Below are 13,853 nucleotides of genomic sequence, written 5' to 3'. Positions count from 1 at the left end.
GTGGGATTAAAAATGCGAAATCTTTTATTTTCAAGCTTGTTGTTATTTGTTGTGGTTTCTTTTTCAAATTCTCAAGACAATTCGTTAGGTAAATTTTTCGGTGGAGGTGGTTATTTTAGTTTTGGGATTAGTTTTTTGGACTTGGATAAATTAAACCGCGTTTTAAGTGATAATAATCGTGCTCAGTTCCAAAGTTCATTTTTAAATATCGGCGGTGGTGGTTATGGTGTGCTGAATAAAATTATAATTGGAGGTGAGGGATTTGGAATTTTGGGTCAGAAAAAGGATAAGGAAAATTTTAGATGTGTTTTATCGGGTGGGTATGGCTTTTTCAATTTGGGGTACATAATTTATGATGTTGAAAGGTTGAGATTTTATCCGATGGTTGGGATTGGCGGTGGCGGTTTGAATTTGAAAATTTTTGAGATGAAAGGGGCAGATTTTAATGATGCAATTTCAAATCCAAAGAAAATTTTTGACGCTTCTTTTTCGTCGCTTTCTGTGAAGTCAGAGGTTGGAATTGAATACAAAATTGGTAGAAGATACGGTGGTTGGATTTTTGGTTTTAGGGTTGGGTATGTTTTTTCACCAATTTCTGGTGATTGGAGAATGGGAGATGAGGTTGCGTTGACCAATGGACCAAGAGTCGGGATTAACGGATTTTATTTTAGATTAAATGTTGGTGGACATGGTGGTGTCGTTCGGCAGGTCAAATAGCTCCCTGTAAGGGAAAGTTTTCACCTCTACCTTAATCCTCCTCCGTAGTTAAGGGGGAGGAAAGTTTTTTGTTTTTAACTCCTTGTTCTTATTTTTGCTGTGAGAGGCAAGGTTGATAAATGCATTGTAACAAAAATATCGTTGTTTCGTCTAATATGTGTGAATTTTGTAAAAATAAATTTAGGTGAAAGGTATGCGTAGGTTGTTTTTCTTTTTGATTTTATTTTTCGGGATTTCGTTCTCACAGGGGAAGAAGGTTTTGACGCTTAATGATTGCGTTAAAATAGCTTTGGAAAACAATACGGAGATAAAACGAGCTGAGTATTCTGTTCAGTCCCAATCTGCAAGCGTTTTGCAGGCATATGGGGTATTTCTTCCAAATTTGAATTTGAGCGGGAACTGGAACAGGACACGGAGGGAGTCGGATTTGACATTTATCCCTGGGCTTGGGACAGTTCCTTTCAGGACATCGCAGACATTGAATTCTTTTTCAACGAGTGTCAGCACGAGCATTTTGCTTTTCAATGGATTTGCAAATTTTGCTTCATTGAGTAGGGCGAGGTCAAGTTATCTTTCCGCTGATTACAATTTGAGGAGAACGATGCAGACGGTGGTTTTTCAGACACAACAACTTTATCTTAATGTTTTGAGGAATAAACAACTGTTGAAGGTTGCGCAGGATAATTTGAAAAGGAGTCAGAGACAGCTTGAGAGGATATTGGAGGCAAATCGTGTTGGGTCTGTGTCGCTTGCGGATGTTTATAAGCAGGAGGTTCAGGTTGGAAATGACGAGCTTCAATTGATACGGACGCAGGCAAATTATGATAAGGCGAAGGCGGATTTGCTTGTTTATCTTGGGTTGATACCGACGGATGAGTATGAGTTTGAAGATCCCTCAATCCAGCTTGAGATTGACACAACGGAGTTCAGCGCGTTGAGGGAGAGGATAAAAAATCTTGATGAGTTAATTGCGGTTGCACTTGATAGAAGACCTGATTATAGGGGTTCGATTTCAAATTTGAATTCTGCGAGGTCTGGGGTGACTGTTGCTATGTCGGGTTATATGCCGACGGTTTCAGCTTCGGCGGTTTTTAATTTGAACAGCAATGAGTTTAAGACATTGCCGAACAATCGCTCAATTGGTTGGGGGATAAATATAAGCTTCCCAATATTTGACCGTTTTCAGTTACAGACACAAGTTCAGCAGGCGAAGATAAATGTTAAAAATGCAGAGGTTCAACTTGAACAGGTAAAGAGGCAGATAACTGCTGATGTTAAAAAGGCGATACTTGACATTGAATCCGCGATGAAACAACTTGAAGTTGCACAAAGACAGGTCAAGTCAGCTGAACTTGATTTGAAAACGGCTGAGGAAAAATATAACATTGGGGCTGGGACATTGCTTGACCTTTTGATAGCGACGGCTAATTATACTTCCGCTATAAGTGCGCAAGTGAACGCAGTTTATGATTACATAATTGCCAAAGCACAACTTCAATATGCGCTTGGTGAATTTGATTTTTAATTTTGATGAGATTACAAGCTCGTAGTTCAAAATAAAAAAAAATTGCAATATGGCTAACAACAATAATAAACGAAGGAAAAGGCGTTTAATTTTTGCTGTTCTCTTGGGGCTTATCGTCGTTGTGTCGGTAGTTGTAGGCATTTTAAGTGGTGGTAGGGAAAAAGTTGTAGCGGTTCAGGTTGAGAGGGTTCAAAGGAGAGATATAACTCAAATTGTGACTGGGACGGGTAAAATCCAGCCGGAGGTTGAGGTGAAGATAAGTGCTGAGGTGAGCGGTGAGATAGTTGAATTGCCGGTCAAGGTTGGGCAAAAAGTTAAAAAGGGTCAATTACTTGTTAAGATCAAACCGGATTTTTATGTTGCGAGGAAAGAGGCGATGGAGGCGAATTTAAAATCTGCTTTAGCTCAGCTTGATATAGCCAAGGCAAATCTTTCAAAAGCGGAATCGGAGTTCAAGCGGGCTGAGGAACTTTACGCTAAGAAGTTGATTTCGGATGCTGAATATGAAGCAGCGAGGACAGCTTATACGGTTGCAAAGGCGCAATACGCTTCTACATCCTCTGCTGTTGAACAAGCAAGGGCTTCTTTAAAACAGGCGCAAGAGGACCTCGCAAAGACAGTTATTTATTCGCCCATTGATGGCATCGTGACTCAACTTAATGCTGAGGTTGGAGAAAGGGTCGTTGGGACAAGCCAAATGGCTGGAACTGTTATCATGGTTGTAGCTGATCTGTCAAAGATGGAGGCAAGGGTTGATATAAGTGAGGTTGATGTTGTTCATGTTTCAATTGGAGATACGGCGATACTTTCCGTTGATGCTTTTCCGGAGAGAAAATTTAAGGGTGTTGTTTATGAGATTTCAAACGCTGCGAAAACGAAAGGATTGGGGACACAGGAGGAGGTTGTGAATTTTGAAGTTAAAATAAAGATACTTGACAAGGAAACGGCTTTGCGCCCAGGGATGTCAGTGACAGCTGATATAGAAACAGAAAAGAAGTATAATGTGCTTGCTGTTCCGATTCAATCAGTAACGGTTAGGTCTTTGAAAAAGTCGGCTGGCGAGCGGAATCCTGATTCTGAAAATGGAAAGAATTCAAAGGATGATATTGTTGAAGTCGTTTTTATCGTTGAAAACGGAGTTTCAAAGATGGTTCCCGTTAAACGTGGGATAAGTGGAGAAACTTATGTTGAGATAGTTGATGGGTTGAAAGGCGATGAGGAGATAGTTGTTGGAAGTTTCAAAGCGATAAACAGGGAGCTTGAAGACGGGGTTAAGGTTAAAATTTTGAAGGCGAAAAAATAGTTAAAACAAAATTTAAATGAGGTATTGAAATGCCTTTAATTAAACTAGAAAATATTGTCAAGATTTATGACCTTGGAGCTGAGAAAGTTCACGCTTTGAGAGGCATAAATCTTGAGATAGAGAAAGGGGAATATGTTGCCATTATGGGTCCGTCTGGTTCTGGAAAGTCAACGCTTATGAATATAATTGGTTGTCTTGACACGCCGACATCGGGTAGGTATTTTTTGAACGGTGTAAATGTGAGTGAGTTAAGCGATAATGATCTTGCAAAGATAAGGAACAAAGAGATTGGTTTTGTCTTTCAGATGTTTAATCTTTTGCCCAGGGCTGATGCTTTGCACAATGTTGAATTGCCGTTGATCTATGCTGGTGTTCCAGGGGAGCTGAGAAAAAAACTTGCTCGTGAGGCGCTTGAACAGGTTGGGCTTGGGGATAGATTGCATCATAAACCGAATGAACTTTCAGGAGGGCAAAGGCAAAGGGTTGCAATTGCTCGGGCTTTGGTAAATAAACCATCAATTATCCTTGCGGACGAACCAACAGGAAATCTGGACACTAAAACAGGAGCTGAAATCCTTGCTCTGTTTGATGAACTTCACAAAAAAGGAAATACCATTATAATCGTGACACATGAACCAGATGTTGCAAAGCATGCTCACAGAATTATAAGGATAAGGGATGGATTGATTGAAAGTGATGAAAGGGTCATTGATAGAATTGAACGAAAAGGATAAAAAACATCCTCTGAGAGATGAGATTTACACTTCAACTTAAAGAAAGCTTTAAATCAGCGTTTCAATCAATTCTTGCCCATAAGCTTCGTTCTTCGCTTACAACGCTTGGTGTTGTAATTGGAATTGTCTCCGTTACATTGATGAATATGGCAATTGAGGGTTTGAGGAGAGCTTTTGAAACAAGTATATCTGCAATAGGAGCAGATGTGCTTTACATCCAGAAGTGGCCTTGGTTTACGGGTGAAGATTGGTGGAAATACAGGAACAGGCGAGAAATCCAAATAAGTTATGCCAAGTATATAAAAGAAAGGTCAACTTATGCTGTCGCTGTTGCTCCAACTATCTCTTCATTTGATGCGACTGTAAGATACGGGGGCAATGTCTTAAAAAATACCGTAGTAGTTGGGACGACTGATGAGTTCATATATACAAGTGGTGTGTCTGTTGAATTGGGAAGATTTATGAGCGAGATTGAAGTTAAAGCAGAGAGACCAGTTTGCGTTATAGGTGCAGAGATCGCTGAAAAGCTTTTCATGAATGTAAACCCAATTGGAAGGGAATTGAAAATTGCGGGGAGAAGTTTTAGAGTCGTTGGTGTCCTTGAAAAGCAGGGAAAATTTCTCGGCTTAGCATCTCTTGATGATAGGATTTACATTCCGATTGGTCAATTTATTAGAATCTTCCCGTGGCGTGCTGGAACGACAATAAATGTTAAAGTCAGAGATATGAACGAGATAGAAGATGCAATTGAAGAACTTAGGGGAATAATGCGAACTTTGAGACAACTTAAGCCATGGCAGGAAGATGATTTTTCAATTAATAGGCAAGAATTGTTTTTAAACGCTTATAACCAAACTGTTGGAATCATAGGAGCTGTGGGTTTGGGGATAACGATTTTGGCTTTGGTAGTTGGAGGCATCGGAATCATGAACATTATGTTTGTTTCAGTAAAGGAAAGAACGAGAGAAATAGGTATAAGAAAGGCGGTCGGTGCAACACGTAGGGCGATTTTAATGCAATTTTTGATTGAAGCAATTTTAATAGGTCTTTTTGGTGGGGTCATTGGTTTAATCTTTGCGATTTTGCTTGGATTCGTTGTGGATCAAGTAATCCCAACATCCTTGCCTTTATGGGTTGCTTTCCTTTCACTTTTAATTTCTATCTTCGTCGGTATTATCGCTGGGTTTATCCCAGCTTATAGAGCTTCAAAGGTTGATCCCGTTGAATCGTTAAGGTATGAGTGAAAACAAAAAGGATTCAACATGCGAAATCATAAATTGAGAATTTTCTGGGTTGAGTTGGTTGAGAGTTTGTATATGGTTTGGGATTCAATCAAGGCGAACAAGTTGAGAACCTTTTTAACATTGCTTGGCGTAGTGGTTGGTGTTTTTTCAATAATTGTTGTTATGACTGGGATAAGGGTTTTGCAAAATAGTATGGAGGAGACGCTGAGTTTTTTGGGGACGAACACATTTCAGGTGACAAAGCGCCCATCTGTTATAATCGGTGGTGCAGACTGGGCTAAATACCGGAACAGAAAGGATATAACTTATGAGCAGGCGTTATATGTGGCTAAAAATGCAACCCTTCCAGAAGCAGTTGCAATTGAAGGGTGGAGCGGACCGAAGATAGTTCAATTCAGGGATGTTAAGACGAATCCAAATGTATTTGTTTACGGTGAGACACCAGAGGGCTTTGCGACGAATAATTGGGTGGTTCAAGATGGAAGAGCCATATTTGAAGATGATGTTGAATTCTCAAGGTTTATAGTTGTCCTTGGTGCAAATGTTACAAAGAAACTTTTCCCAAATGTGGATCCAATTGGTAAGGATGTCAAAATTGATGGTTATACTTTTAAAGTCGTTGGCGTCCTCAAAGAAAAGGGGGGATTATTCGGTAGTGGTTTTGATAATATAGTTATCATACCTCTTTCAACTTTTTTGAACCTCTACGGGAAGAATAGAAACCTTACTATACTTGTCAAGGCGAAGAGCCGAGAACTTTACAATGAAACGGTTGAAGAAATTGTAGCTCTTTTGAGAAAAATAAGGAAAGTTCCACCTGGTCAGGAAAATGATTTTGAGATTGAGTCAAATGAAACCCTAATAAAACAGTTCAATGATTTAACCTTTGCGGTTAAAGTTGGTGCGCTCGTTGTGAGTATGATAGCACTTGTCGCAGCTGGCGTTGGAATTATGAATATAATGCTTGTCTCTGTCACTGAAAGGACGCGCGAGATAGGTATAAGGAAAGCTGTGGGCGCAACGAAAAGAAATATCTTGACACAGTTCTTGCTTGAATCTTTCCTTTTAAGTCAATTTGGCGGAATGATTGGAATAATTCTTGGAATAGTAGGCGGAAATGTTCTCGCATTTATACTCAAGGTTAAGCCGATAATTCCATATGATTGGGTGGTTATTGGTTTTTTAATATGTGCGTTTGTCGGTATGATTTTCGGCGTTTATCCAGCTTGGAAAGCAGCAAGTGTTGACCCTGTTGAATCTTTAAGGTATGAGTGAATTTATCTTTTCAGAGTGATTGAGGATGAAAACCCGATGTTTATCTCGGTTATTTGTTCTATCGGGTTTAAAAGAAATCCTCTCTTTAACTTCACAAATAAATGGTGTTGTGGAAATAGAAAAATATAGGGTATGTTCATTGCGTTCCCAACCCAGATGGAAACTTCAATTCCTATCAAATTCATTTTTTTGAAGTTTGTCCCAGCCCAGAATCCCATTGATAAGCCGTATCCAAAAATTTTATTTCGTCCAAATCTCCCAAGCGTTTTATCCCTGTTTAGTGCAAGTGTCAATCTATTTTTGAAGTTTTTAATGTAAGCATATTGAAAAATTATTCTAAAATCGGAGAATCTAAATCTTGTTGTGTCGCCGTAGCCGATCGCCGTTTCAAAGGCAATCCCGTTATGCGGTCTCTTATCTTTAAAAAACAAAATGTATGACGGTGGAGATAAGCTCAGCGTCGCGAGCCCAATCGTAAGCGGTATACCTATGGCTGCACTTGCGCCGAGCAAAATTTCCCCAGTGCTTATTTTTTTCTTAGCTGTATCAATTTCAATCGCCATACTGACACTATCGCATGTCTGTGTCATTAAAAATGATGGCTGAAGAAGAAAGAGAAATAAAAAAATTATCTTCATAACTCTTGAATCATTTTATCAAATTCTTCAACTGTCACCGCTGGAGCAGTTTTAAATGAAATGTTTGTAAGCTTTGACAGGGAAATTGATGCCTTCATCGCTTCAGAATTTCCCGGGAAATCAGCTATTATCACGAGGTCAATCTCTCCAAGCAGAGCGTAAATCTCTTTCACTTTCCCGCCAAACTTTTCAATAAGCTTGTGTGCTTCCTCTGTTCGTTGCGGTGACATTCCCTTCATCGCTTCTTGAGAGTATTTCCCAAAGAGAAAATAAATCGCCATTTTTGTCACCTCCGTTTAAGTTTGAAGTATGCTTTGTTTAACTTCAATTTTCAAAACCTCATTCATGCTCCCAGTTCTGTATCCCTCAAGGTCAAGCGTAATGTAAATGAAGCCAAGATTTTTTAATTCACTTACAACTTTGATTCTGAAATCGTCATCAAAAAATTTTTTAAATTCTTCTCTCCCGGTTTCAATCCTGACTGTGTTCTCGTCAATCAATCTGACTCTAAACACTTTTAAGCCAAGTTTACGCAGAAATGATTCTGCTTTGTCTATCTTTTTAAGTTTTTCCCTATCAATTGGCATTCCATAAGGGAATCTGGATGAAAGGCAAGCGAAAGAGGGTTTGTCCCAAGTCGGGAGTCCAAGGGTGCGTGAAAGTTCTCTTATCTCGGTTTTTGTAAGACCTGCTTCAAGAAGTGGTGAGCGGATATTATTTTCTCTGACAGCCCTTAAGCCGGGTCTGAAGTCCTTGACATCATCGGCATTAGTCCCATCAGCTATCCATTTTATTCCCTCTGCTTTTGCGATTTCTTTTAGCTTTGTGAAAAGTTCGGTTTTACAATAGTAGCATCTATCGGGGGGATTTTCAGCAAATTTTAAATTATCGGTTTCTTCCGTTGCGACGATTTTATACCTTACACCTATAAATTCTGCAAGCTTTATCGCCTCGTTGAATTCTTCCTCTGGATATGTTTCTGATTTTCCGATGACAGCAATTACTTTGTCTTTTAAAATATCATGAGCAACCTTTAACAAAAGAGTACTATCCACACCACCTGAGAACCCAATTACGATAGAGCCCATCTCTTCAATTATTTTTTTCAAGCGTTCGTATTTATCTTGAAGCGTCATTTTTTTCTTCGCCTTGATTTTAATTTTTGAATTAAAAACCTCTTAACCTCTCCCACAGGCATCTGCTTGCCGGTCCAAAGTTCAAATGATTTACTTGCTTGAAGAATAAGCATGTCAATTCCGCTTATTACAGTTGCTCCTTTTTCTTGCGCAAATTTTAAAAATCTCGTAAAAGGTGGGTTATAAACAAGGTCGTAGACAATTTGCCCGGGGTGAAATATATCGTCGCTTTGAATTGGAATATCATCCGAGTTCGGATACATCCCAATTGGGGTCGTGTTTACAATAAGCCGTGATGATTTTATATCAGCTGATATTTCAGGCAAGAAAAACTCCTTGACCTCAAAATTTTTATATCCGAGAACTTGAGAGAAATATCTTGCTATGCTTTCAGCCCTTGACAAATTTCTGTTCGCTATTGTAATCCTTTCCGGCTGAAAATTTGTTATGAGCGAATATATCACGGCTCTTGCTGAGCCACCAGCGCCAAAAATAAATGCGGGTGTATTTGATACCATGTCCTTGAATTCCCTCAATGATTCGGTGAAACCGAAAACATCCGTGTTGAATCCTTTCAAGATTCCATTGTCATTCACGATGGTATTCACTGCGCCGATAATTCGTGCTTCTGAAGAAGCATCATCAAGGTTTTGTAAAACTGTTTCTTTGTGCGGTATTGTAACATTGATTCCTTTTATTCCAAGTGATACAATTCCTTTGATGGCGTCTTTTAAATTTTCAGGCAAGACATCAAAAACGAGGTATTTATAATTTAGCCCAAGTATATCAAAAGCGAAGTTATGAATTAAAGGGGAAAACGAATGGGTTATAGGATGCCCTATGAGTCCGACGATTTTTGTTTCAGCGTTGATTTCCATGGCCCCAAAATTTTTAAAGCGGTTATTTTACCTTTTCACCCACTTTTTGAGATACCTTTTATAGCGTGGGAACTCGTACTCAAAGTCATCTATTTTAGACTCGTCAAGTTCAAATGCCTTTGTGAAGTATTTTCCCGCTTCATCAATCATATCCGCCATCAAAAAGAGGCGTCCGATCTCATAGTATGGGTCTGCAAAGTCGGGTTTAATTCTAATTGCGTTAAAGAATGATTGAGCAGCTTCTTGATATCTCCCGAGCTCAAAATAAACAAGCCCTACCCCAACCCATAGTTCTGGGTTTCTCTCATCAAGTTTCAGAGCCATCATATAGCTTGAAAGTGCTTCGCTGAAACGGCCAATTTCATATTCAACATCTGCTTTTGCTTCCCAAAGTTCGGGTATTTTCGGATTGAAATTTACAGCTGTTGTATAGTCGGCGAGTGCCTTTTTGTAGTTCCCAAGCGCTTCATAACAATTCCCACGAGCGTAATAGGTGACATAATTGGTTGGATTGATTTTAAGGGCTTGATTATAGTATTTTATCGCTTCACGATATTGACCCAATTTCGCATTTATATTTCCAAGATAGAAAAGAGCGAGTTCCGAGTTGGGTTGATATATCAATATCTGGCGAAATGTCTCCATCGCTTCTGGATATCTGCCAAGAGTTAATAAAAGTTCAGCCTTTTTCTCAAGCGCCTCGGTATGATCATCTTTTATGACGAGAGCCATATCTAAGCTTTCAATAGCTTTTACAATTTGATTTTTCTTTGCAAGCGCAACGCCTTTTTTATACCATACTTGGCTATCATAAGGGTCAAGTTCAATGCATCTTTCAAGCGATTCAATTTGGCTGTCAATATCTCCGACTTTTTCATAACAGATTGAAAGTTTGAAGAAGGTCTCTTTATCGTTTGGTTCAATTTCGCTAAGCTTTTTTAATGTTTCAATCGCTTTATTGTAGTTTTCTGATTTTTCAAGCAGGTCTGCTTTAAACCTTAGGAAATCGGTGTTCATCGGTTGTATTTCAATGGCTCTGTCTATACATTCCAGCGCCTCTTCCGTTTTGTCAAGGTTTTCAAAGGTTATAGCCATATTCGCCCAGGTGTCAGCTTCGTTTGGGTTCAGCATCAATGCCTTGTGAAATGATAAAAGCGCCTTTTCATATTCGGACATATTGTTTAAAATAATTCCTCGTCTTAGCCAGTATTCAACTGTGTATGGGAACAGCTCAATGAGTTTTTGGACATGGAAAAGTGCTTTTTCATATTGTCCAGAGAGCATGTAAAGGTCTATCAGCTCTTCTACTATCTCTGTGTGTACATAGGCACCCTCGGATTCCTTAAGGAATTCTTCGTATTGTTTGATTTTATCTTGAAGATTTTCCTTCTCTGGCTGTTCTTCAAATTCTTCCCTGTCGTCAAAGTCGTGATAATTCACGGTTGATTTTGGGATTTAATTTGGTTTTTCAGAGGCAAAATAAAGAAAAATTTTAAATCAAGCAAATGAAAAGGCGGGCATAAGCCCGCCTTTATTAATCGTGTAACGCCTCAAGGTATCTTGAGGCGTCAAGAGCAGCCATACACCCAGTCCCAGCAGCTGTCACAGCTTGCCGGTAGACCTTATCAGCAACATCACCAGCGGCAAACACCCCAGGAACGCTCGTTTGAGTCGTCCCAGGTTTAGTGATTATATAACCGAGCTCGTCCATTTCAATCTGCCCTTGGAAAATCTCGGTGTTTGGCTTATGCCCTATGGCTACAAATAAACCATCACATTTGTAATCTATCGTTTCACCGGTTATGACATTTCTTAATCTTACACCAGTCACTTTTTTCTGAGTGACATCGTATACATCTTCAACCACGGAGTTCCAGATAAAGGTTATCTTCGGGTTTTTCATCGCCCTATCTTGCATAATTTTAGATGCTCTTAGCTTATCTCTTCGGTGTACCACTGTGACTTTGCTTGCATATCTTGTCAGGAAAAGCGCTTCTTCCATTGCTGTATCCCCACCGCCAACGACGACTACTTCTTTATCTTTGAAAAAGAAACCATCACAAGTTGCGCAAGCCGAGACGCCATATCCGCGAAGTTTTTGCTCTGATTCAAGCCCAAGCCATTTCGCTGATGCACCAGTTGCAATTATCACAGCGTCAGCAGTGTAGAGGTCCTCATCAGCCCAAATTTTAAACGGTCTAACAGAAAAATCAACTTTGGTGACATCAAGCATCTCAAGTTTTGCACCGAACCTTTCAGCTTGTTCACGCATAAGTTGCATAAGTTCAGGTCCTTGAATACCCTTCGGGAACCCGGGGAAATTTTCAACCTCTGTTGTGAGCATCAATTGTCCCCCCGGTTGAGAACCCTCAAAAACGAGCGGTTCAAGGTCAGCACGTGCTGCGTAAATCGCAGCAGTCAAACCAGCAGGTCCAGAACCGATAATTATGAGCTTTCTGTGTTCAATCGCCTGCATTTTTAAGCGTCCTTTGTTTTAAAATTTCAATTAATTCAAAGAAATTTTTGATTGAAAAATCTGCATAATTTGATAACTCATCTTTTCTCAAAGTGGTTTCAACGCCAATTGCAACCATCCCGGCGTTTTTAGCTGAAATCAAACCAGCAATTGAGTCCTCAAAAACGATGCATCTTTCCGCCCTACAATTTAATCTTTTCGCTGGAAGAATGAAGATATCTGGAGCTGGCTTACCCCGTTGAACATCTTTTGAAGTGATAACGATATCAAACAAACCATATAAATTGAGCTCTTCAAAAATCAACTCAACATTTTCATCTGGGGCAGATGTGGCAAGGGCGACTTTTATCCCGTTTTCTTTTAAAATCTTCACAACTTCAATCGCACCATCAACGCTTTTTAACTTACCACGGGCTATGTCCCTGAAGATTTCGTTAACCCTTGCCCCTATCTTTTTTATTTCCTCGTCTTTGATTTTCCCATCAAATAAAATTTTAGCGCTTTCCTCCCCTCTTCTTCCAAAAATGATGGTTCTAAATTCATCAACGCTTAAATCCCTTCCAAATTCTTCACATATTTTCCTCCACGATTTAAAATGAAATTGAAATGTATCCGCTATTACACCATCAAGATCAAAAATTGCACAGTCAAAATCCAACTCCGAAATTTTCATTAAAACCATGTTCTTTATCGCATTTTTTATATTTCTGATGAAGCCGTGAAATTTCGCTCTTTTTATCGGACTTAATTTGTAATTTGATTTGAACTGCTTTTCAGTCAGCTTTGAGAGTTCACTTAATTTTGGATTCAGATTATAACTAAATGGCTTAAACTCCTCAACCTCTGTTTCCTTTTGAAATTTTAGATTCCAGGGGCAAACCTCCTGACAGATGTCGCATCCGAAAATTAAATTTTTAAACCTCCTTCCCAAGTCATCTGGAAATTCATCTCCTTTATATTCAATTGTCCAGTATGAGATGCATTTGTTTGAGTCAACGACATAGGGTTCAACTATCGCTTCGGTTGGGCATGCGATTATACATCTTGTGCATTTGCCACAGAAATCACTCATAGGTTCATCATATTCAAGTTCAATATCAGTTATGATTTCGCCAAGGAAGACCCAAGAGCCGAATTCCCTTGTTATCAAGTTTGAATTTTTTCCTATCCAACCAATGCCGGCTTTTGTAGCCCAGACCTTTTCCATCACGGGTCCCGTGTCAACATAAACTTTTGCGTTTGCTTCCGGGACGAGTTTGAGGATAAATTGGCGAAGTTTTTCAAGCTTTGATTTTAAAACGATGTGATAGTCAATTCCAAGTGCGTAGATTGAGATTTTTCCTTCTTCTTTCTGTGCTTGTGGGAGATTTTTGAAGTAGTTCAATGCGACGCTTATAATTGATTTTGCGCCCGGTAGGACAAGCGCGGGATTAATTCGTTTTTCAAAGCTTTCCCGCATCCATTTCATATCCGCTTCATATCCTCTCTCAAGCCATTGCGAAAGTTTTATCGCTTCGTTTTCCAACTGCTGTGCCTTTGCAATTCCAACTTTTGAAAATCCTATTTCAATCGCTTTCCTTTTAATTTCCCGTGTCAATTCAATCCTGTCCATCATCAAGTTTTATCCATATTTCGTTGTTTTTGATGTTGACTTCAAAGGTTTTCAATCTTCCCGAGCCATAGATTGGTTTCCCAGTTTTTATTTCAAAGGTCCAACCGTGCATCGGGCAAATTATATTTTCACCTTCAATTATTGCTTCCGAGCCGTTGACGATTCGTGTATGTTGGTGTGGACAGATATTTGAGATGGCAAAGAAATTTGAGTTTAAATTTACAAGAGCAATTTCAAAATCCTCTATTTTGAAAGATTTTGCCCTCTTTACATCTGTAATTTTGCAAAGTTTAATTTCTTTTGGCATATTTAGAA

General features: G+C 39.3%; 14 protein-coding genes. 6 read left to right on the top strand and 8 right to left on the bottom strand.

Annotated elements, in window-relative coordinates; all coding sequences use genetic code 11:
- The first annotated feature begins 12 nt into the window (after nucleotides 1-12).
- From FKZ43_RS00340 to FKZ43_RS00315, 6 genes are all read left to right on the top strand, one after another.
- Nucleotides 13-717 carry a hypothetical protein gene (locus FKZ43_RS00340; RefSeq protein WP_140943888.1) on the top strand — a complete coding sequence of 235 codons (705 nt, stop codon included), beginning with the start codon at nucleotides 13-15 and terminating at the stop codon, nucleotides 715-717.
- Between the two features lie 193 nt (nucleotides 718-910).
- On the top strand, nucleotides 911-2,242 hold the full coding sequence (locus FKZ43_RS00335) for a TolC family protein (RefSeq protein ID WP_140943887.1): 1,332 nt from the start codon (nucleotides 911-913) through the stop codon (nucleotides 2,240-2,242).
- Nucleotides 2,243-2,291: 49 nt separating this feature from the next.
- The gene (locus FKZ43_RS00330; protein ID WP_140943886.1) at nucleotides 2,292-3,545 is read left to right on the top strand and encodes an efflux RND transporter periplasmic adaptor subunit; all 1,254 of its coding nucleotides are present in this window, start codon (nucleotides 2,292-2,294) and stop codon (nucleotides 3,543-3,545) included.
- A 29-nt stretch (nucleotides 3,546-3,574) separates the two neighbouring features.
- Entirely contained in the window at nucleotides 3,575-4,279 is a 705-nt protein-coding gene (locus FKZ43_RS00325) for an ABC transporter ATP-binding protein (RefSeq protein ID WP_140943885.1), read from the top strand.
- Between the two features lie 17 nt (nucleotides 4,280-4,296).
- Complete coding sequence (locus tag FKZ43_RS00320) at nucleotides 4,297-5,523, top strand: ABC transporter permease (RefSeq protein ID WP_140943884.1); 1,227 nt, start codon at nucleotides 4,297-4,299, stop codon at nucleotides 5,521-5,523.
- A gap of 18 nt (nucleotides 5,524-5,541) precedes the next feature.
- Entirely contained in the window at nucleotides 5,542-6,798 is a 1,257-nt protein-coding gene (locus FKZ43_RS00315; protein WP_140943883.1) for an ABC transporter permease, read from the top strand.
- 2 nt (nucleotides 6,799-6,800) lie between these two features.
- Here the strand turns inward: FKZ43_RS00315 and FKZ43_RS00310 are convergent, their stop codons facing one another.
- From FKZ43_RS00310 to FKZ43_RS00275, 8 genes are all read right to left on the bottom strand, one after another.
- A complete protein-coding gene (locus FKZ43_RS00310; RefSeq protein WP_140943882.1) occupies nucleotides 6,801-7,436 on the bottom strand; it encodes a hypothetical protein in 636 nt (211 codons plus the stop codon).
- Nucleotides 7,433-7,717, bottom strand: a complete 285-nt coding sequence (locus tag FKZ43_RS00305; protein ID WP_140943881.1) for a GYD domain-containing protein — start codon at nucleotides 7,715-7,717, stop codon at nucleotides 7,433-7,435. The genes FKZ43_RS00310 and FKZ43_RS00305 overlap by 4 nt, the downstream gene beginning before the upstream one ends.
- A 15-nt stretch (nucleotides 7,718-7,732) precedes the next feature.
- On the bottom strand, nucleotides 7,733-8,572 hold the full coding sequence (gene larE / locus FKZ43_RS00300) for an ATP-dependent sacrificial sulfur transferase LarE (protein ID WP_140943880.1): 840 nt from the start codon (nucleotides 8,570-8,572) through the stop codon (nucleotides 7,733-7,735).
- Nucleotides 8,569-9,450, bottom strand: coding sequence for a shikimate dehydrogenase (gene aroE, locus FKZ43_RS00295; RefSeq protein WP_140943879.1), 882 nt, complete (start codon nucleotides 9,448-9,450; stop codon nucleotides 8,569-8,571). The genes larE and aroE overlap by 4 nt, the downstream gene beginning before the upstream one ends.
- 27 nt (nucleotides 9,451-9,477) lie before the next feature.
- Nucleotides 9,478-10,890 (bottom strand): tetratricopeptide repeat protein, encoded by a 1,413-nt coding sequence (locus FKZ43_RS00290; RefSeq protein ID WP_140943878.1) that lies wholly within the window; start codon nucleotides 10,888-10,890, stop codon nucleotides 9,478-9,480.
- A 94-nt stretch (nucleotides 10,891-10,984) separates the two neighbouring features.
- On the bottom strand, nucleotides 10,985-11,926 hold the full coding sequence (trxB, locus tag FKZ43_RS00285) for a thioredoxin-disulfide reductase (RefSeq protein ID WP_140943877.1): 942 nt from the start codon (nucleotides 11,924-11,926) through the stop codon (nucleotides 10,985-10,987).
- Nucleotides 11,913-13,538, bottom strand: a complete 1,626-nt coding sequence (queG, locus tag FKZ43_RS00280; RefSeq protein ID WP_140943876.1) for a tRNA epoxyqueuosine(34) reductase QueG — start codon at nucleotides 13,536-13,538, stop codon at nucleotides 11,913-11,915. Before queG ends, trxB begins: the two co-directional genes overlap by 14 nt.
- The gene (locus FKZ43_RS00275; RefSeq protein WP_140943875.1) at nucleotides 13,525-13,845 is read right to left on the bottom strand and encodes a Rieske (2Fe-2S) protein; all 321 of its coding nucleotides are present in this window, start codon (nucleotides 13,843-13,845) and stop codon (nucleotides 13,525-13,527) included. The genes queG and FKZ43_RS00275 overlap by 14 nt, the downstream gene beginning before the upstream one ends.
- Nucleotides 13,846-13,853: the final 8 nt, after the last annotated feature.

It is taken from the genome of Candidatus Thermokryptus mobilis (assembly GCF_900070205.1).
Taxonomy (GTDB): domain Bacteria; phylum Bacteroidota; class Ignavibacteria; order Kryptoniales; family Kryptoniaceae; genus Kryptonium; species Kryptonium mobile.
The sequence above is the reverse complement of the archived record's forward strand: the minus strand, read 5'-3'. Positions and strand labels throughout refer to the sequence as shown.

Excerpts from the sequence above, each read along its gene's own strand:
- FKZ43_RS00340 (WP_140943888.1), top strand. The coding sequence starts at position 13 with ATGCGAAATCTTTTATTTTCAAGCTTGTTGTTATTTGTTGTGGTTTCT.
- FKZ43_RS00335 (WP_140943887.1), top strand. The coding sequence starts at position 911 with ATGCGTAGGTTGTTTTTCTTTTTGATTTTATTTTTCGGGATTTCGTTC.
- FKZ43_RS00330 (WP_140943886.1), top strand. The coding sequence starts at position 2,292 with ATGGCTAACAACAATAATAAACGAAGGAAAAGGCGTTTAATTTTTGCT.
- FKZ43_RS00325 (WP_140943885.1), top strand. The coding sequence starts at position 3,575 with ATGCCTTTAATTAAACTAGAAAATATTGTCAAGATTTATGACCTTGGA.
- FKZ43_RS00320 (WP_140943884.1), top strand. The coding sequence starts at position 4,297 with ATGAGATTTACACTTCAACTTAAAGAAAGCTTTAAATCAGCGTTTCAA.
- FKZ43_RS00315 (WP_140943883.1), top strand. The coding sequence starts at position 5,542 with ATGCGAAATCATAAATTGAGAATTTTCTGGGTTGAGTTGGTTGAGAGT.
- FKZ43_RS00310 (WP_140943882.1), bottom strand. The coding sequence starts at position 7,436 with ATGAAGATAATTTTTTTATTTCTCTTTCTTCTTCAGCCATCATTTTTA.
- FKZ43_RS00305 (WP_140943881.1), bottom strand. The coding sequence starts at position 7,717 with ATGGCGATTTATTTTCTCTTTGGGAAATACTCTCAAGAAGCGATGAAG.
- larE (WP_140943880.1), bottom strand. The coding sequence starts at position 8,572 with ATGACGCTTCAAGATAAATACGAACGCTTGAAAAAAATAATTGAAGAG.
- aroE (WP_140943879.1), bottom strand. The coding sequence starts at position 9,450 with ATGGAAATCAACGCTGAAACAAAAATCGTCGGACTCATAGGGCATCCT.
- trxB (WP_140943877.1), bottom strand. The coding sequence starts at position 11,926 with ATGCAGGCGATTGAACACAGAAAGCTCATAATTATCGGTTCTGGACCT.
- queG (WP_140943876.1), bottom strand. The coding sequence starts at position 13,538 with ATGGACAGGATTGAATTGACACGGGAAATTAAAAGGAAAGCGATTGAA.
- FKZ43_RS00275 (WP_140943875.1), bottom strand. The coding sequence starts at position 13,845 with ATGCCAAAAGAAATTAAACTTTGCAAAATTACAGATGTAAAGAGGGCA.